Genomic DNA, 21372 nt, shown 5'->3' on the forward strand with positions numbered 1-21372 from the left:
GCGGGGCTTTTTAATCTATATCGTTTGAATTACTTCTGCTGAGTAATGATCATTCTGTGGTGGTAAACCTTATCGTCTACTGTCATCATGATCACGTAAGAACCAGCTTCCCATTCGAATGCTGAGAACTCCAACTGGTACAGACGACGTGCGTCAGCTGTTCCTTTGAAGACTGGCATTACTTCGCGACCTGCCATATCGTAAACGCATGCTGCAACTTCTGCATCGCGTGGTACGCTGAACTCCACTGTGAAGCGATCATCAGTAGGGTTCGGGTAAGTCACTAGGCTAACAAGCTCTGGAGTGTCAACTGTCACGGTAATTACCTGAACTCCTTCAGTTACGTTGTTACAGTTGTCAATCGCAGTCCAAGTACGGATGATTTCGTAAGGACAGAACTCACTTGTTTGAACTTCTGTGAATTCGATCGTTACATCCTCAGAACAGTTGTCAGTTGCAAAGATGTCATCTGCTACTGCTGGTACTTCATCCTCACAGTCGATTTCAACATCAGCAGGAACGTTGAATAGTTCAGGTGCTGTTGTATCAACTACTTGTAGAAGCTGAGTTGTTGTTACTGTGTTACCACAGTCATCCATCGCCTGGTAAGTACGCTGTAGTGTTCCGATACAACCTCCAGAGAAGATCAACTCTTCAATGATGGTTACCTCTACTGAAGCGTCACAGTTATCAGAAGCTGTGATGATGTAGTCATCAACCTGATCACATTCGATTGAGATGAATACTTCGAACTCATCGAATTCAGGAGCTACTTCGTCAATTACTGTTACAAGCTGAGTAGTTGTTGCTTCGTTTCCACAATCATCAGTTGCAGTCCAAGTACGTAGGATAGTGTAAGGACAACCTTCACCGATCACTTCGTCGAATGTGATCTCTACGTTGTCATCACAGTTATCAGTTGCAGTCAATGATGGAGCAATAGTTACTTCATCACAGTTTACAGTGATATCCTCTGGCATGCTATCGAATACTGGTGGAGTGAAGTCGCTCACAGTGATTGTCTGTGTCGCTGTCGCTTCGTTTCCACATTCGTCAGTTGCTGTGTACGTACGTACGATCTGGTAACCACAATCAAGTGTTTCCGTTACTTCAGCTGAAGTAACCACTGGCATTGGATCACAGTTGTCTTCAACTTCAACGTCTCCTGGTGCAGGAACATCCTCACCACACTCGATCGTTACGTCAGCAGGCACACCAGTGATCACCGGTGCTTCTGTATCCGTAACCGTAATTACTTGTACGTGGATCGCAGCGTTTCCACAATCATCAGTCACTGTGTAAGTACGTGTGATGATGTATCCACAATCAGCGTCTTCGTTCTCTTCAGCTACGTCTACTGTCAACATGTTGTCACAGTTATCAGTTGCTTCGATTGTTCCAACACCTGGTACTTCGTCACACTGTACTGTAGCATCCTCAGGAGCGGATACGATTACCGGAGCAGTCGTGTCTACAACAGAGATTACTTGAGACTCGCTAGTTGTGTTGTCACACTCATCGTGTACAGTCCATGTACGGATGATCAAGTAACCACACTCTTGGTCGATTGTCTCCTCGATGAACGATACCGTCAAGTCTTCAGTACAGTTGTCAGTCGCAGTTACTACTGCTACCTCTGGAATATCATCACATTCCGCGATAGCGTCTGCAGGAACACCCACAAGCACTGGAGCAGTTGTATCAACTACAGTGATCTCTTGCGTTGCAGAAGCAGTGTTTCCACACTCGTCTTCTGTAGACCATGTGCGGTAGATTAGGTAACCACACTCAAGATCTTCAATCACTTCTACGAACGTTACCATCAAGTTGTCAGCACAGTTATCTGTTGCTGAAACTGTAGGAACTCCTGGTACAGCGTCACACTCTACTGTTTCGTCAGCCGGTGCACCTACCAACACTGGATCAGTGTTGTCAACTACAGAAAGTGTCTGAGTGTATGAATCTGCGTTACCACAATCGTCCATTACTGTCCAAGTACGTTCGATAGTGTAAGGACATCCATCGCTGATTACTTCTTCGCTGAACATTACTTCAAGCGTTTCATCACAGTTGTCAGTTGCAGTCACAACAGCTGGTGCAGGAATGTCATCACATTCAACAGTCATATCAGCTGGCGTTCCTTCAAGAACTGGAGCAGTTGTATCAACCACCGTGATTGTCTGAGAAACAACCGTGCTGTTTCCACAATCATCAGTTGCAGTCCAAGAACGCTCGATCAAGTATCCACAGTCTAGCTGAACGATTCCTGAGATTGCAGTGATATCCAATTCGTCGTCACAGTTATCAGAGAAGATTGGCATTCCTGCTGGCTCTTCTTCGTCACACTCGATCGTTACATCTGCAGGAGCAAATTCTACTACTGGGTTTGTCGTATCGATTGCAGTGATTGTCTGAGACTCAGTTACACTGTTTCCACAAGCATCTGTTGCAGTCCACATACGTGTTACCATGAATCCACAATCAAGGTCTGTGAAGTTCTCGTTGTATGTCACTGTCACGTCCATGTCACAGTTATCAGTTGCTGTTACTTCAGCTGGCGCTGGAATATCAGTACACTCGTAATCTGCATCAGCAGGAACTCCAGAAAGAACTGGTGCTGTGTTATCAGAGATTTCGATGTTCTGAACAACGCTTACTTCGTTACCACAATCATCCATGGCAACCCAAGTGCGAACGATCGTGAAGCTGTTTGCACAGTCTCCAGGAACGATAGCCTCGTTGAATCCAACCTCTAGGTCTTCATCACAGTTGTCTTCGAATGTTGGTGCTTCGAATGGTACTTCTTCATCACACTCAAGAGCTAGTGAAGCTGGCTGAGTAAGGATTGATGGTGAAGTTGTATCTGTAACAGTCAATGTCTGTGAAGCTGAAGCTTCATTTCCACAGTTGTCTTCTACTGTCCAAGTACGAACGATCATGTATCCACAATCTCCGTTTGCAACTACTTCGTCAGTGAATACTACCATGAGGTCATCATCACAGTTATCAGAAGCTGTTACTACTGGAGCTGCTGGAATATCATCACACTCTACAGTCGCATCAGCAGGAACTCCTTCAAGAACTGGAGCTACTGTATCTACTACTGTCAATGTTTGTGATGCAGAAACCATGTTTCCACAATCGTCAGTTGCTGTCCATGTGCGAACGATAGTGTAAGGACACTCACCCGCGTTGATTACTTCTTCGAAGTTGATCGCTACGTCCATGTCACAGTTATCAGTCGCTGTTACCACGGCAGCAGCAGGGATATCTGAACATTCAACGTCCATATCTGCAGGAACACCTGCAAGAACTGGATCAACTGTATCTACTACGAAGATGCTCTGTGAAGTAGAAACTGCGTTTCCACAATCATCAGTTGCAGTCCAAGTACGGATCAACTGGTAACCACAAGCGAGGTCTTCAGTCATTTCAGTCATTTCAACTGAAAGCTCATCGTCACATGCGTCTTCGAATGTTGGCATTCCAGTTGGAAGTGCTTCATCACATTCGATGGTTTCATCAGCAGGAGTTGTCAATACAACTGGTGCTTCCGTATCAACCACTGTGATCACTTGAGATTCTGTAGCGTAGTTCCAGCAGTTATCTTCAACTGTCCATGTACGTACGATCAAGTAACCACATGTTTGAGGAACGATGCTTTCATCGAATGTTACTGTCATCTCACCGTCGTAGCAGTTATCTACTGCAGTTACAACTGGTGCGTCTGGAATATCAGTACACTCAACAGTCACGTCAGCAGGAACACCTACTAGATCTGGAGCTGTTGTATCAACAACAGTTACGATCTGCGTGAAGCTTGCTTCGTTTCCACAAAGGTCAGTTGCAGTCCATGTGCGCTCGATAGTGTATCCACAAGGCTCAGCACCATCCATTACTGGATCACCAGGGATGATGACTTCGTCGTAAGTGATCACTGGAGTTTCGTCACAGTTATCAGCTACTTCGATCGCGTCATTGTCTGGTCCTGGTACCATGTCACACTCTACTTCGAAATCAGCAGGTGTGCTTGTGAATTCAGGTGCTGTTGTATCGTTGATAGTGATCGTCTGTGAATCACTTACCATGTTACCACAGTTATCAGTCGCTGTCCAAGTACGGATGATCGTCAATGGACAAGACTCACCAATCACCTCTTCTGTCATGATCACTGGTACGTTCTCATCACAGTTATCGATTGCTGTTACCATGTCAGCAGATGGTGCATCACCACACTCACCGTTGAAGTCTGCAGGAACACCAACAAGAACTGGTGCCTCTTCATCAATTACAGTGATTGTCTGCGTCATGATCGACTGGTTACCACAAGCGTCAGTTGCAGTCCAAGTACGAATCAAGTTGTAAGGACATCCACCTGTGATTGTCTCCGTCATTTCAACTACTGGTGCGTCGTCACAGTTATCTGTAGCAGTCACCATAGCTGGTTCAGGGATATCAGTACACTCAACAGTCACGTCAGCTGGCACACCTTCCATTACTGGAGCAGTTGTGTCAATCACAGTGATTGTCTGAGAAACTGTAGTTGAGTTACCACAATCATCAGTCGCTGTCCATGAACGCTCGATAGTGTAGCCACAATCAGTTACGTTGTTGATTCCTGAGATCGCTGTGATTTCCAATTCGTCATCACAGTTATCAGAGAACATTGGCATATCTGTTGGCTCATCTTCGTCACACTCGATTGTTACGTCTTGTGGAGCGAAGTCAACCATTGGATCAACTGTATCTACAACATCAATTGTCTGAGTGTAGCTTGTTGTGTTTCCACAAGCATCAGTTGCAGTCCAAGTACGCTCGATCAATTGACCACATGGTAGATCGAAGATGTCTTCGTTGTAGATCACTGCTGGTTCGTCACAGTTATCAGTTGCAGTTACAACTGCTGCTGCTGGAATCTCAGTACACTCAACAGTCATGTTCTCAGGAGTTCCCTCAAGAACTGGTGCTGTCGTGTCAACGAAGTTGATAGTCAACGTACGAACTGCTGTGTTTCCACATTCGTCCATCGCTGTCCATGTGTAGATGTCTGTGCTCTCCTGTGGACAGTCACCAGGGATTGTCTCAGTTGATAGCGTGATCTCTACATCTTCATCACAGTTATCTGTCGCTGTTGGAGGAACGATCGTTGGTGATACGTTACACTCTACAGTCAATTCTTCGTCGTCGCCGCTCAATACCGGTGCTACCGTATCCTCGATAGTGATCACCTGTACACAGCTTGTTGAGTTACCACATGGGTCAGTCGCTGTCCATGTACGCTCGAATGTGTAAGGACAATCTCCTGTCGTTGGTCCGTCAACGTAAGTGATTACCGGAGTTGAACAGTCATCAGTTGCTGTTGCCTCTCCTGTGTTCATTGGGTCTGTTGACTCAGTACACTCGATAGTCACGTCTGCTGGACACTCGATCATTGGTGCTGCGAAGTCGTTGATCGTGATGATCTGAACACAGCTTGATGAGTTACCACATGCGTCAGTCGCTGTCCAAGTACGTTCGAATGTCGCTGGACAATCGTCAGTTGCTGGTCCGTCTGCGTAAGTAACCTCGAATGATGAACAGTTGTCAGTTACTACAGGCTCTCCTGCGAACTCAGGATCGCTTGATCCGTTGTCACAGTTCACTACGTAGTCTGCTGGACACTCGATCTCTGGAGCCGTCTCATCGAACACGTTCAATGTCTGTGACTCAGAGTAAGTGTTTCCACATGCGTCAACCGCTGTCCAAGTGCGAACGATGTCGTATCCACAATCGTGGTATACTGTCTCAGCAGTCAATGATACTACTGGGTTATCATCACAGTTGTCTTGAGCTACTACGATCGCATCCGGTACATCAGCGTCACAGTCGATTGACTGGTCTGCAGGTACTCCAATGAGGATCGGTGCTGTTGTATCGATGAAGTTGATAGTCAACGTACGAACTGCTGTGTTTCCACATTCATCCATCGCTGTCCATGTGTAGATGTCTGTGCTTTCCTGTGGACAGTCTCCTGGGATTGTCTCAGTTGATAGCGTGATCTCTACGTCTTCATCACAGTTATCTGTTGCTGTTGGAGGTACGATCGTTGGTGATACGTTACACTCTACAGTCAATTCTTCGTCGTCTCCGCTCAATACTGGTGCTACCGTATCCTCGATAGTGATCACCTGTACACAGCTTGTTGAGTTACCACATGGGTCAGTCGCTGTCCATGTACGCTCGAATGTGTAAGGACAATCTCCTGTCGTTGGTCCGTCAACGTATGTGATTACCGGAGTTGAACAGTCATCAGTTGCTGTTGCCTCTCCTGTGTTCATTGGGTCTGTTGACTCAGTACACTCGATAGTCACGTCTGCTGGACACTCGATCATTGGTGCTGCGAAGTCGTTGATCGTGATGATCTGAACACAGCTTGATGAGTTACCACATGCGTCAGTCGCTGTCCATGTACGTTCGAATGTCGCTGGACAATCGTCTGTTGCTGGTCCGTCTGCGTAAGTAACCTCGAATGATGAACAGTTGTCAGTTACTACAGGCTCTCCTGCGAACTCAGGATCACTTGATCCGTTGTCACAGTTCACTACGTAGTCTGCTGGACACTCGATCTCTGGAGCCGTCTCATCGAACACGTTCAATGTCTGTGACTCAGAGTAAGTGTTTCCACATGCGTCAACCGCTGTCCAAGTGCGAACGATGTCGTATCCACAATCGTGGTATACTGTCTCAGCAGTCAATGATACTACTGGGTTATCGTCACAGTTGTCTTGTGCTACTACAATCGCATCCGGTACATCAGCGTCACAGTCGATTGACTGGTCTGCAGGTACTCCGATCAGGATCGGTGCTGTTGTATCGATGAAGTTGATAGTCAACGTACGAACTGCTGTGTTTCCACATTCGTCCATCGCTGTCCATGTGTAGATGTCTGTGCTTTCCTGTGGACAGTCTCCTGGGATTGTCTCAGTTGATAGCGTGATCTCTACGTCTTCATCACAGTTATCTGTTGCTGTTGGAGGTACGATCGTTGGTGATACGTTACACTCTACAGTCAGTTCTTCGTCTTCTCCGCTCAATACCGGTGCTACCGTATCCTCGATAGTGATCACCTGTACACAGCTTGTTGAGTTACCACATGGGTCAGTCGCTGTCCATGTACGCTCGAATGTGTAAGGACAATCTCCTGTCGTTGGTCCGTCAACGTAAGTGATTACCGGAGTTGAACAGTCATCAGTTGCTGTCGCCTCTCCTGTGTTCATTGGGTCTGTTGACTCAGTACACTCGATAGTCACGTCTGCTGGACACTCGATCATTGGTGCTGCGAAGTCGTTGATCGTGATGATCTGAACACAGCTTGATGCGTTACCACATGCGTCAGTCGCTGTCCATGTACGTTCGAATGTCGCTGGACAATCGTCAGTTGCTGGTCCGTCTTCGTAAGTAACCTCGAATGATGAACAGTTGTCAGTTACTACAGGCTCTCCTGCGAACTCAGGATCGCTTGATCCGTTGTCACAGTTCACTACGTAGTCTGCTGGACACTCGATCTCTGGAGCCGTCTCATCGAACACGTTCAATGTCTGTGACTCAGAGTAAGTATTTCCACATGCGTCAACCGCTGTCCAAGTGCGAACGATGTCGTATCCACAATCGTGGTATACTGTCTCAGCAGTCAATGATACTACTGGGTTATCATCACAGTTGTCTTGAGCTACTACGATCGCATCCGGTACATCAGCGTCACAGTCGATTGACTGGTCTGCAGGTACTCCAATGAGGATCGGTGCTGTTGTATCGATGAAGTTGATAGTCAACGTACGAACTGCTGTGTTTCCACATTCGTCCATCGCTGTCCATGTGTAGATGTCTGTGCTTTCCTGTGGACAGTCTCCTGGGATTGTCTCAGTTGATAGCGTGATCTCTACGTCTTCATCACAGTTATCTGTTGCTGTTGGAGGTACGATCGTTGGTGATACGTTACACTCTACAGTCAATTCTTCGTCGTCTCCGCTCAATACTGGTGCTACCGTATCCTCGATAGTGATCACCTGTACACAGCTTGTTGAGTTACCACATGGGTCAGTCGCTGTCCATGTACGCTCGAATGTGTAAGGACAATCTCCTGTCGTTGGTCCGTCAACGTATGTGATTACCGGAGTTGAACAGTCATCAGTTGCTGTCGCCTCTCCTGTGTTCATTGGGTCTGTTGACTCAGTACACTCGATAGTCACGTCTGCTGGACACTCGATCATTGGTGCTGCGAAGTCGTTGATCGTGATGATCTGAACACAGCTTGATGAGTTACCACATGCGTCAGTCGCTGTCCATGTACGTTCGAATGTCGCTGGACAATCGTCTGTTGCTGGTCCGTCTGCGTATGTAACCTCGAATGATGAACAGTTGTCAGTTACTACAGGCTCTCCTGCGAACTCAGGATCACTTGATCCGTTGTCACAGTTCACTACGTAGTCTGCTGGACACTCGATCTCTGGAGCTGTTACATCAACAACATCCAATGTTTGTGACTCAGAGTAAGTGTTTCCACACTCATCCATTGCAGTCCAAGTACGAACGATCTGGTAACCACAATCATGGTAAACCGTCTCAGCAGTCAATGATACTACTGGTTCATCGTCACAGTTGTCTTGAGCTACTACGATAGCATCAGGAACCTCATCCGTACAATCGATCGTTGCATCTGCAGGAACACCGATTAGGATTGGAGCAGTTTCGTCAACCACAGTGATAGATGATACTACTGATGTTTGGTTTCCACAATCATCAGTTGCAGTACATGTCTGGTAGAAGATGACGTTACAACCATCTTCTTCCATTGAAGTCGTCACTGTTACTTCGATGTTCTCATCACAGTTGTCAGTGAATGTCATGTATACTTCAGGAAGTTCTTCATCACAGCTGATTGTGATGTGGAACCCTTCTCCGTCAGCTACAGGTGCTACTGTATCTTCAATTGTGATTACCTGGGTTCCGCTTACTGTGTTTCCACATGCGTCAACTGCAGTCCAAACACGCTCGAATGTGTAAGGACAATCACCAGTGATTGGTCCGTCTTCGTATGAAACCATTGGAACTGAACAATCGTCAGCTGCAGTAGCCTCACCTGTGTTTAAAGGATCTGTAGATTCAGTACACTCAACCGTTACATCTGCAGGTACTTCCAATGTTGGAGCTGCAAAGTCGTTGATCGTGATTAGCTGTACGTAAGAAACCGCGTTACCACAGTTGTCAGTTGCTGTCCAAGTACGCTCGAATGTCGCTGGACATACATCTGGAGCTACTGTGTCTTCGAATGTGATCACTAGGTTGTCATCACAGTTGTCAGTCGCCGTTGGCTCACCTGCGAATTCAGGATCGCTTGATCCGTTATCACAGTTTACAGTGTAATCTGCAGGAGTTGAAGTGAATTCTGGAGCAGTTGTATCAACTACAGTGATCACTTGGTTAACAGTTGTGCTGTTACCACAATCGTCAGTTGCTGTCCATGAACGCTGGATTTCGTATCCACAATCCAACTGTACGATTCCAGAGATCGCTGAGATATCTAGATCATCATCACAGTTGTCAGCGAATACTGGCATATCCGTTGGCTCGTCTTCGTCACACTCAATCGTTACATCCGCTGGAGCAGAAACAACTTCTGGTGCTGTTGTATCAAGAACAGTGATGGTTACTGTTGCTTCTGCCATGTTTCCACAGTCGTCAGTAGCAGAACAGTACTTCACGTACTCGTATCCACAATCTAGTTCGTTGATCCAGTTGTTTACCGAGATCGTTAGTTCGCTATCGCAGTTGTCAACGTATGTTACGTTGATCTCTGGGATATCCTGATCACACTCGATTGTTTGATCCGGAGTCTGGAACGTAATTACTGGCGCCTGATCATCAATTACTGTGATGATCTGAGTTGTTGAAACTGCGTTATCACAATCGTCAACTGCTACCCATGAACGCTCAATGATGTATCCACAATCTTGGTCAACGATAACATCCTCCATTTCAATGTGGAGGTTGTCGTCACAATTGTCAGTGAACTCAGCGTCTTCTGTTGGAAGCGCTTCGTCACATGTAACTGTTACGTCAGCCGGAGTAGATACTACTTCAGGAGCTGTTGTATCAGTTACTGTCAAGATCTGAGTTGCTGTGTTTTCGTTTCCACAGTTATCAACTGCAGTCCAAACACGCTCGATCTCGTATGAACAGTCATCAATCAAGTTGATGTGATCTGCCACAGTTACTACTGGTGCGTCATCACAGTTGTCAGTTGCAGTCACTGCTGCAGGACCAGGGATATCATCACACTCAACTGTTGCATCGGCAGGAACACCGTTGAACATTGGAGCAGTTGTATCAACTACTGTGATCACCTGGTTAACAATTGTGCTGTTACCACAATCATCAGTTGCTGTCCATGAACGCTGGATTTCATATCCACAATCCAACTGAACGATTCCAGAGATCGCTGAGATATCTAGATCATCATCACAGTTGTCAGCGAATACTGGCATATCTGTTGGCTCGTCTTCGTCACACTCGATGGTTACGTCGGCTGGAGCTGAAACAACTTCTGGTGCCGTTGTATCGAGAACCGTGATCGTTACAGTAGCCTCTGCTGTGTTTCCACAGTCATCAGTAGCTGTGCAGTACTTCACGTATTCGTATCCACAATCTAGTTCGTTGATCCAGTTGTCAACTGACACTGTCAAGTCACTGTCACAGTTATCTACGAATGTTACGTTGATTTCAGGGATATCCTGATCACACTCAATTGTTTGATCTGGAGTCTGAGAAGTAATAACTGGAGCTTCAGTATCTACTACTGTAATTGTCTGAGATGCCGAAACAGAGTTTCCACAATCGTCAGTTGCCGTCCAAGTGCGGATGATTTCTGAACCACAATCAAGATCGTTGATTGTTTCGTCCATCATTACTGCAACATCCGTATCACAGTTGTCAGTCGCAGTTACGTTGGCGTCTGCTGGATCTTCGTCACAGTTGATTGTCATATCTGCAGGTATACCTTCTAGTACTGGTGCTGTTTCATCAAGAACAACAACATCGTAAGAAGCTACGCTTGTGTTTCCACAGTCATCAGTTGCAGTGTAAGTGAATGTAATCGTGTAGTTACATCCTGCTCCGTTGATTGTTTCTTCAACTGAAACATCTACATCATCATCACAGTTGTCAGTTGCTGTTACGTCCACTGGAGCGAAGGAATCATCACAAAGACCTATTTGATCTGCAGGTACTCCAACAAGAACTGGAGCAGTTGTGTCTTCTACAGTGATTACCTGTGAAGCTGAAGCCATCTGGCCACAAGCATCAGTTACTGTCCAAGTACGTGTGATTGTGTAAGGACAAGTTGCTCCTGAAATGTCTTCGTCAAGCTCAACGCTTACGATTTCAGAACAGAAGTCGAATCCTGTTACATCTGCAGGTGCAGGGATGTCATCACATTCAACCGTTACGTCTGCAGGTACACCTTCTACTACTGGGTTAGCGTCATCAATTGAAGTGATACGCTGAGAAGCAGAAGTTGTGTTACCACAGTTATCAGTTGCTGTCCAAGTGTAGATTGTTACACCTAGTTCAGGACAAGTTGCGTCTTCGTATGTAGTCTCAAGTGTTACTACTACGTTGTCGTCACAGTTGTCAGTTGCAGTTACGTTCGCTGCAGGAATCGCAATGTCACAAGACACTGTTTCGTCTGCAGGTACTCCTTCTAGTACCGGTGCCGTTGTATCAACTACAGTAATCGTCTGTGAAACTGAAGTCGCTTGACCACAATCGTTTGTTGCTGTCCACGTGCGGATCAACTCGTAACCACAGTCGAGGTCGTTCTGAGTTTCGTTGAATTCAACATTCAAGTTTCCGTCACAAGCGTCAGCGAAGATTGGCTCATCTGTAGGAAGTGCTTCATCACACTCAACAGTAACTGCGTCAGCTACACCTTCTTCTACTGTTGGTGTAGAGAAACATCCTTCTTCGATTGTTTCGTCTGGAAGGTCAACTTCACATTCGTCGTTACCCCAACGTACAGCTAGATCGTACGTTCCAGGAGCAAGTCCAGTAATAGTGAATGATCCTGTGTTGTCAAGAACGTTGTATTCCGCTGGCCAAGTAGCACCACCATCGATAGAGAACTCGATGTTTGTACGCGCTGGGTTGTCAACGAAAGTGAATGTGATTGTACCGTTATTATCAACACAATCAACGTCAGTTGAAGATACAGTCACTTCAGGAAGCTCATCGAATGTGATGTGAACGTCATCCATTGCCACACATCCTGCACAGTCAGTAACTGTAACTGTGTAGTCACCTGCTTCTGATACCGTGATTGTTTGAGTTGTCTCACCTGTTGACCATTCGTATGTCAATTCTTGTGATGGAATCTCACATGGAGTCAATGAAGCGAACCACTCAGTACATCCACCGAATGTTCCTGCTGTCCATGATCCTAGTCCGTACTCACCTGGGTTGAATCCAGCTCCGTCAGCAAGAATGAAGTGCTTCTCAGAAACTTTCTCTTCGATCGTGAATACCTCGTCTCCTACGGTAATCGTTCCGAGGAAAGAAGTGTAGTAGATCTCAGGTCCAGAGATTCCGTTCAAGTAACATGATGCGTTCCAAGTGTTTCCATCATCTTCTTTATCGTAAAGTGTTACGTCAACAATTCCGATGTCACCGTTTTCCGTGTTAACGATAGATCCTTTAATCGTAGCCGTACCATCAGCGAATTCAGTCAACTTCAATTCACCGTTGATTGCCCAAACAGTGTGAGAACCTTGACATCCTTCAGCACGCTGCCAGATCACACCTGTTCCTGGAGTATTGATACAGTTCCCTTCAGAAACTGCATTACCCATTGTGTAACAGTTGATGATCTCAATACACTCTGACTCGTTGCTTACTTCAGCAGTCAATGTTGTCTCTTCTCCTTCACATGGGTTCGTGTCACCAGTGATATCTACTTCGAGGATACAATCTGCTTGACAGTAATCAGGAGCTACGTTCCACACCTGGTCGTAACAACCTTCTACTGTGTACTGCTCGTCAAAGAGGTTTGGCTGCCAGTTATCAGCAACGATTCGCCACATAGCACCTAGGTGCGTAGTTACGATGATGCTTTCTCCTGGAGCAAGTTCTTCTACGAATTGATCACCACCTGGTAGCCACTCGTATAGATCTACGATACAGATTCCAAGGTTCTTGATCTCAAGTTCGATTTCGTCGTTGTCATTGATGTGAACGTCGTCACCATCAGTGATACAGTCTCCGTCACCCCACTTAGTTACGATGTCGTAATCTCCTTCACCAAGACCAGTGAATGTGTATGAACCAGAGTTATCAGGTACGTTCACGAATGAGTTACCACCATCGATAGACAATTGAATGTGTGTACGACAAGCGCTGTCTTCGAAAGAAAGAGTAATCGTTCCTTCGTTCTGTGAACAGTTATCATCAGTGCTAGTAGCAGTAACTGTCGGAAGATCATCAATGATTGTGATTGTCTGAACATAAGTAGCAGTGTTTCCACAATCATCAGTTGCAACGAATGTACGTTCGATGTAGTAGTTACAATCAGCTCCGATGATCTCGTCGCTCTGCGTTACTGTTACGTCATCATCACAATTGTCAATCGCAGAAGCGCTAGATGCAGCTACCGTTTCTGAACAGCTGAATTCAGCATCTTCAGGAACGCTTGTAAATACAGGAGCCTCTTCGTCAACGATTGTTATTGTCTGCTCGCAAGAGTATGTCTCACCAGCGTACTCACCAGAGAATGTACGAGTGATAACCTCAGGACAAGAACCTGTTGAACTATCGCTGTATGACCAATCGATGTCTACTTCAGAAGGTGTGCTACATCCAGAAGACTGTCCGTAAACGCGAACGTTGTCAATTCCCCAACCACCCATTGTAAAGTAGTTAGATCCTTCTCCGTAAGCCTTGAAGCGAACTTCGAACGACTGTCCTGCTGCACCAGCAATTTCGTAAGTGTCATCGTAGTTTACAGTTGAACCGTAAACGTTCTGGTAAGTGTTAAGTGTTTGCCACTCTCCACCGTTCACGCGGTACTGAACCGCAAGGTATCCAGGTACATCTTCACCACCGTAAAGATCCTGTTGCATACAGAAGCTTAGGTAAACGTCATCCGTACAACATGCGTCGTACACTGGTGACTTAAGCTTCGTGTTGTAATCAGTGTGGAAGTTTGTGAAATCGATAAATACGTTTGGAATGTCACCACAAGCTGGGTCACATCCAGTACCTACCTGCCATCCTGTTCCGAATGACCAACCGTCAGTTGCTCCACCCCATCCTTGGAATTCGAAGTCAAACTCACCGGCTTCACGATCGCAATCACCTACACCGTTACAAACAAGTGTCGGGTAACCAGTGTAAGCTGGATCGATGCTTGACTCACAGTCTAGAGTTAGATCGTCTACACATTCGATTTCACAGTTCTGAGCTTCACAGTTCAAGTTCGCGTTGATGTCTCCGTGACCTGAAGCCGTTCCAGAGTATTCGAACCAGATTGAGAATCCGTACTCGTCGTTCTTACAGTTAGCTCCATTCGAACCAAGCTGTAGACCGAAGTTCATATCTGTACGATCCGCAAGGAATAGGTATTCAGTTTCTAGATCATCACGTCCAGTAAGAACGCTTGGACGAGAAGTGTCGATCATGTAGTAAGTCCACTCTTCTGCATCAGCTTCAGTTGCATCACCACATAGCTTCGCTTCTTTGCCCATGGCAGTCCACTCGCTGTAGTTCGACTTGTTGCTGAAGTACATTACTACATCGAAGATTTGGCTTGAGTCACTGATGCGGTACATTGAACCAGTCAACTTCGCCGTTCCATCTGCGTACTCGATCCACTGTAGTCCGTCTTCAGTTGAAGTCCAGTCCTGACCGAAGTCATTCGCGAACCAGAAGTGACGCTGTCCAGGACCGTTGTATCCAACTACCTCACAAATGTTCTCTTCTTCTGGAGTTTCACATTGCGCATCCGCGATAGCGAGACCAGCAGCAAGGAAAGAAGAAGGGTTATTGCTAGGATCAGAAATAAGATCGATCACTACTTCAGTAACATCACCAGGTACGTTCTCAAGAACGAAAGGTGTAATGTTCAATGAAAGTCCGTTTGTGTTTCCTGTGATTGTGTAGTGCTTGTTTACCGGACCAGCAGTAATGTCGAAATCTGCATTACGGCCGTCATCTGACATATCAGACAAAGGAAGCGTTACTACGATGTCACGTGCCTCATCAGAAGCAGGTACAGGAAGTGTCATTGTGTAAGACGCATTGTAAAGGTGGCGTCCTACGAACTCACCGCTACCAGCAGAAGTAGATCCAGCGTTGCTGCTGAATGCGTATGCTACTAAAGAGCGAAGGTTATTGTTGTATCCAGAAGGATTACAAACTCCTACAGTAGAAGATGCAGGTACTTCAACGCGGTAAGCGCGCTTGTTACCTTGGTCAGAACCATTTCCTTCTACTACTGTCTGTGCAGAAGCAACGTACTCTGCTCCATCTGCTGTGAATGTTACTGTTGCTGGAGGGTTAGAACCTTTCCAAACAGCTTCTAGAATAACGTACTCAAGGTTTCCTGGTGCATCAACATCGATAGAAGCACAAGACTGTCCTTCCATTCCGATACCGTCCACCGTTACTTTCAATGCATCGTCACAATCCAATTCGAATGACTCAACTGAAGGCTCAGGGCTTCCACAGTCGATTGTTGCATTGATGTCTCCGTGACCAGAAGTTGTTCCAATGTAGTCGAACCACATTGAGAATCCATTCGGGTTTGAGTTAAGCGCGTTCGCTCCGTCACCAATCTGAAGACCGTAGTTGTTGTCTTGAGCTACTACTTGTAGACTCTCACCTGAAAGATCACCGCTTCCAACAAGGATGCTTGTCTTTGTATCGTCAAGTGTGTAGAAAGTCCAAGTAGTCTCGTCACCTAGCTGAGGATCTTTTGCTTCACCACCATTCGCAGTGAATTCAGCGTAAGTTGATTCGTTTTCGTACCAGATAGATACGTAGAACTGATCGTTGCTATCCGAAATGCGTTCGATCATTCCGTAGATGTGAGCTGTTCCGTCGTCGAATTTATCAAAGAATAATCCCGAACCGGCTGCTTTAAAATCAGTACCGAAGTTCGGGATCCAAAAAATTCTTCCATTTACTGCGTTGTATCCATCAAGGGTACACGTGCTTTCCAATTCACCGGTGGTCGCTTCGTCAATGTACTCTCCTTGACAAATGTTATCCCACCACGTATTACAACAGTATGGATCGTAAGAAATGACTTCTTGGAAGTATGGATCATCTGCTGGGTATGGCGAAGATCCGTTCGTGATCGTTGCACATACGTCATCCACGTCTACGTATACATCGTTCGATTCGTAGATCGTGTTACATCCCACCGCGCGAACGCAGATGCGGAAGTTTCCTGATTCTGACGGACAGTACTCAAGAGACTGGTCAACACTAAATGGAGTCAATCCTACGATCGAACCATTCACGTTCTGTGCCCACATGAATTCTACTTGTCCACCACAATCGCTAACAGGTGCTGCAGAAAGAACTGCACATCCGTTTACTGCTGAAGGGGTAGCTGGTGTTACTGAACAACAGTCACCACTACCTGGAAGACCTTCGTTGTAGTTGTGATCAACTTCGTTAGCGTCAAGAACCTGGCAGTAGATAGCCGCTAGGTAGATGTCACCCATCCACGGACGATCCATTGTGATCTCATTCGCAATCGCAAATTCGTATGCACTGTCCCAGTTAGATAGATCACCACTACGAGTGTCTGTATCTACTAGTTCATTGTCGATGTACCACTTCTCTTGTCCAGTATTCACGTTGAACGTGTAAACAACGTGCTGAAGACCAGTCTCGATATCCTGTGAACATGCTTGCTCAGGGAATCCTTGGTTATCTCCAGTTGTTGTTCTGTTACGGATACGGTACTCGTTTCCTTCTTGCCCTAGTGTGTAGTTACGACTAGCTGTGTTAACAGAATAAGACATGATGCGAGCAGGACCATACTGGTTCAAGTTGCTCTGATCAATCCACAGCTCCAATGACAACTCAGGAGAGTTGTAAAGAGCATTATAGTGCTTAGTAGCCGCACCGTTTGTTTTAAGGATTGTTGGTGCATCGATTGAAAGACCACCTCCTGGAACCCAGGAAATCGCACTTTCGTCACCAATGTGCAGGTCAGCAGCCGGAGCCACTCCTGAGACGTCATATACTGTTGTTCCAGCCCCCTCCGTAAAGTGGTATTCTGAAACCAGGTCAGTGGTGATTCGCTGACCGGAAACAGTAGCTGTAATAAGGATTAGCGCAAGGAGCGATATCGAACGAATCGCCCAAGTAAACGCAGAGTACACGTTTGCCATAGCAGTAATTTTGTTTAGCTATAATCTGATTAGGTTACTGCGCATTTCGCGCAGATAGTCGTGCAAAAATACAAAATTATCTACAACTGACGACAGTTTATCGCAAGAAAAATGCAATTCGTCGAAGCACAGAACGTGCTCGTCGTTTATTGACGGGTTTTCATCAAATCGATCGTGGCCTTCGGATCTTCTGCCTTGAAAACGGCACTACCCGCTACCAACGCATGTGCCCCATGATCAAGAAGTTGGTTGTAATTCCCAGGTCCTACTCCCCCATCAACCTCAACAATACAAGAGGTATTATTCGCTGAAATCAAAGAACTGAGGTCCTCTAATTTCTGGTAGGTACGCTCAATGAATTTCTGTCCACCAAAACCAGGGTTCACACTCATGATCAATACTAAATCCAAATCTTGAATAATATCGTTCAATACTGACACCGGTGTATGTGGGTTCAAAGCAACGCCTGCTTTCATCCCAGCAGCATGAATTGCTTGCACTGTGCGATGCAAATGAGTGCATGCTTCATAGTGCACCGTCAAGATCTCAGAACCTAAATCACGGAATGCATTGATGTAGCGATCAGGATCTACAATCATCAAGTGAACATCTAGGGGCTTTTTCGCGTGCTTCTGAATCGCAGCCAATACGGGCATCCCGTAAGAGATATTCGGCACGAACACACCGTCCATAATATCAATGTGAAACCAATCAGCAGAACTCTCATTTACCAATTCAACATCACGTTGGAGGTTTCCGAAATCTGCGGCTAACATTGAAGGAGCGATAATGTGCGACATGGCCAAATGGTTTTTGCAAAGGTGATATTCTTTCCTCTAAAGACCAACGCGAGTATTTCACAGTATCTTCGCTTTAATGAACAACCCAACGCAAATCATTGGATTGACCGGAGGTATCGGCAGTGGTAAGTCTACCGTTGCCAAAATCTTCGAATGTCATGGCATACCTATATATAAGGCAGACGATCACGCCAAAGATTTGTACACCACTGACCTTGTCATGAAGGAACAGGTCATCCAAGAGTTTGGGGAGAAGGTTTATAAAGAAGGTCAGTTAGACCGAGCTTACCTCGCTTCAGTTGTTTTCGCTAACGCGGAACGGCTGCAAGCCTTAAACGCGATCGTGCACCCAGCAGTAGCTCGTCACTTTCAACATTGGTTGGGTGCTCAACGTGCTCCTTGCATTATAAGAGAAGCGGCGATTCTCTTCGAAAGCGGAAGCTATAAAGACTGCGATGCGGTCATCACCGTGAATGCCTCGGAAGAATTGAGAATTGAGCGTTCCATTGCTCGAGACACCTCCACTCGTCAACAGATTGAAGATCGAATCTCCAAGCAATGGACAGACGATCAGCGACAGGCGAAGGCTGACTTTATCATTACAAACAACCTGGGAGACCTGCTCATTCCTCAGGTCAACCAGATCATCGAAAAGATTACGGGGTAAGCTTTCGCTCCCAAGCAAGGCGATCGACCTTGTTGGCTACTTCTTGAGAGATAAACTCAATAAAGCGTTGCTCCAATTCGAGGTCGCTTACTTTCAATGGTCTGCGACGTGCTTTTTCCATGATATCTTGCTTCGCTGCGTTATCCAGGTCTACGGCGTCAGTCGCTGATAGAATCAGTTTGTATTTCCATTGACCAGGGTACAATTGATCTGGATCTCCAGAGTAATCAAGCCATGTGTGGTTCTCTTCAAAGGTGTACGGAATATTCTCAGCCGCTAGCACCTCCCCTGTTTCCGCGTCCAATAAATGGTAGCGGTAACTTACAATGTGTTTTACGGTCTGCGACTTTTCGGTGTATTCTACCTTCTTCGCAATGACAGTGTTTCCTTCATATCCTTTCTTACGCACACGAGAAACAGGACTCACCTGACTCTCTGAGTTCAGTAATTCACCTACAATGAGAAACTCTGCCCCGAGAAGCTTTCCAGCTTCTACGATGATATCTTCGTCAAAAGCCCCAGTCATTGAATTCATCTGCTCATCGAGAATCACATCGAGATCATCTCTTGATACGACACGAATAAACGGATTGTCAAGAGATAGAATTTCTTCCTTTACCCCTGTAATAATGGCCTTGTCACGGTTCGCTTTTAGATGACCACCTGCATGTAGATAGCTGATGGTGAAAGATGATTTCTCCAAACATTCATCCATATGAAGCAACACGTCGCTGAAGTCAGCATCGATTTCGCTTACTTCCTCGAAGTAGGCATAAGCATCTTGGTACAAGCCAAGCTCTTTCGCTTTTAACCCTTTTCGAAATGTTGGTACGATGTCAATCATGACTTCGAGGTAGTCCAGCTCTTTTTCTCTGAAACCGTACTTGCGCGCTTGGTAAGCGTACATCTCTGCATCGTCCCACTCTTCCGCTTCTACCGCTTGCTGAGCGCGTACGAAGTAGCTTTGCCCTAGTTTGTATCTCGCTTCAGAACGCAAGTTTGCGGCATAGAAAGGTGTTTCCAATCCTAACCACTGGTACTTTGACATGAAATCTTCAGCACGATCTAGCGCGTTCAACGCTGATTGGTAATTTCCTTGACCAATCAATAGCTGTACTTCGCTGTAGTATTTATTCATGACGAAGGTGGCCGTCTCTTTCAACTGAATGTGAGCCTCAACCTTCTTTGGATTTTCCTTGTAGATGGCCTCAAAGCGGTCCAACGCTTCTAGATGCATACCGGCAGTGCGGTATTGCTCAGCCTCGGCCATAGACTTTTTGTAGCCCTGGCACGCTGTTAAGGAAAGGGCAATAAGTAAGAGTAGCGTAATACGCATAAGCCAGAGTTTGGAATAGTGAATACAATCACTGTACCATTTGCAAAGTTAAGGCTTGAACAGGAGATATTTTACTCTTCTTCATCTCCGAAAATGCCTACTTCTAGCGGCTTTTTTGATGAAGCGCTAGCGCGGAACATCCCTGTGGTATTAAATACGAGCGATATGTTTCCTTGGGCGTCGACTGAAATAATGCCCCCGGTGCCTCCCATTTCAGTCAATTGTTGGTGAATAACATCATGTGCTGCGGCTTCAAGTGTTTTACCCCCATGTTTCATTTGAGCCGAAATCTCGTGAGCCACCCCCGTGCGAATGAAATACTCACCATGACCTGTGCATGAGACCGCGCAGGTCTCATTGTCTGCATAAGTTCCGGCGCCAATCATTGGACTATCGCCAATTCTACCGTGCTTCTTCCAGGTCATTCCTCCAGTCGATGTACCGGCAGCGAGATCTCCGTTCTTATCTAGCACTACACAACCTACGGTTCCCATTTTTTCTTTTTCCACGAGGGAACGTTCCTTCACTTTCTTGTAGCGATTCCAAGACTTCGCTGTTCTGAAGTAAGATGGTGGAACTGTATCTAAATCATACTGCAAAGCGAATTGTGTGGCGCCTTCTCCACTGAAGAAGACATGCTCTGAACTATCCATGACCATGCGTGCTGCGCTGATTGGATTCTTGATCTGGGTGAGTCCTGTTACTGCTCCGGCATTCTTATCGGAGCCACGCATGATCGAGGCGTCAAGTTCATTCCTTCCTTCACTCGTAAATACCGCTCCTTTACCTGCGTTGAATAGGGAATCATCTTCCATAATGCGAATCACCTCTTCCACTACTTGAACAGACTCAGCACCATTTTCCAGCATCAAAATACCATGTGAAATGGCACGCTCCAATGAAGAAGCGTAGCGTTCCGCCGTTAGGCTATCAATAGATTCTCGAGAAATATGCCCCGCACCACCATGAATAGCGATGGCCCATTCAGCTTGGGTTGGTTGTGGTTTCGGCTCCTCAGCTGCTGGTGAGGTTGTATCGTTACTACACGAGAAGAGGAACGGGAAGAGGAATAGGAAGAATAAGAAGGAGAAGGAGAATGAGAAGGAGAATGAGAGTGGGTGGTGTGTTTTCTTCATG

Annotated in this window: 5 protein-coding genes; 1 reads left to right on the plus strand and 4 read right to left on the minus strand. The window is 46.1% G+C overall.

Features of this window, described 5'->3' with window-relative positions:
• Positions 1-29: 29 nt before the first annotated feature.
• Together RA156_RS07960 and rpe are read right to left on the minus strand one after the other, a co-directional pair.
• Positions 30-17432, minus strand: a complete 17403-nt coding sequence (locus RA156_RS07960) for an HYR-like domain-containing protein (protein ID WP_306644043.1) — start codon at positions 17430-17432, stop codon at positions 30-32.
• Positions 17433-17578: 146 nt separating this feature from the next.
• Entirely contained in the window at positions 17579-18232 is a 654-nt protein-coding gene (gene rpe / locus RA156_RS07965; RefSeq protein WP_306644044.1) for a ribulose-phosphate 3-epimerase, read from the minus strand.
• Between the two features lie 76 nt (positions 18233-18308).
• Between rpe and coaE the strand changes: the two genes are divergently transcribed.
• Positions 18309-18899, plus strand: coding sequence for a dephospho-CoA kinase (gene coaE / locus RA156_RS07970; RefSeq protein ID WP_306644045.1), 591 nt, complete (start codon positions 18309-18311; stop codon positions 18897-18899).
• On the opposite strand, the gene RA156_RS07975 is transcribed toward coaE, so the two are convergent.
• Both RA156_RS07975 and RA156_RS07980 read right to left on the minus strand, forming a co-directional pair.
• Entirely contained in the window at positions 18889-20235 is a 1347-nt protein-coding gene (locus RA156_RS07975; protein WP_306644046.1) for a tol-pal system YbgF family protein, read from the minus strand. The two genes, coaE and RA156_RS07975, sit on opposite strands and share 11 nt — an antisense overlap.
• A 71-nt stretch (positions 20236-20306) precedes the next feature.
• Positions 20307-21371, minus strand: coding sequence for an isoaspartyl peptidase/L-asparaginase family protein (locus tag RA156_RS07980; protein ID WP_306644047.1), 1065 nt, complete (start codon positions 21369-21371; stop codon positions 20307-20309).
• Position 21372: the final 1 nt, after the last annotated feature.

The organism is Sanyastnella coralliicola (assembly GCF_030845195.1).
Lineage (GTDB): Bacteria > Bacteroidota > Bacteroidia > Flavobacteriales_D > Sanyastnellaceae > Sanyastnella > Sanyastnella coralliicola.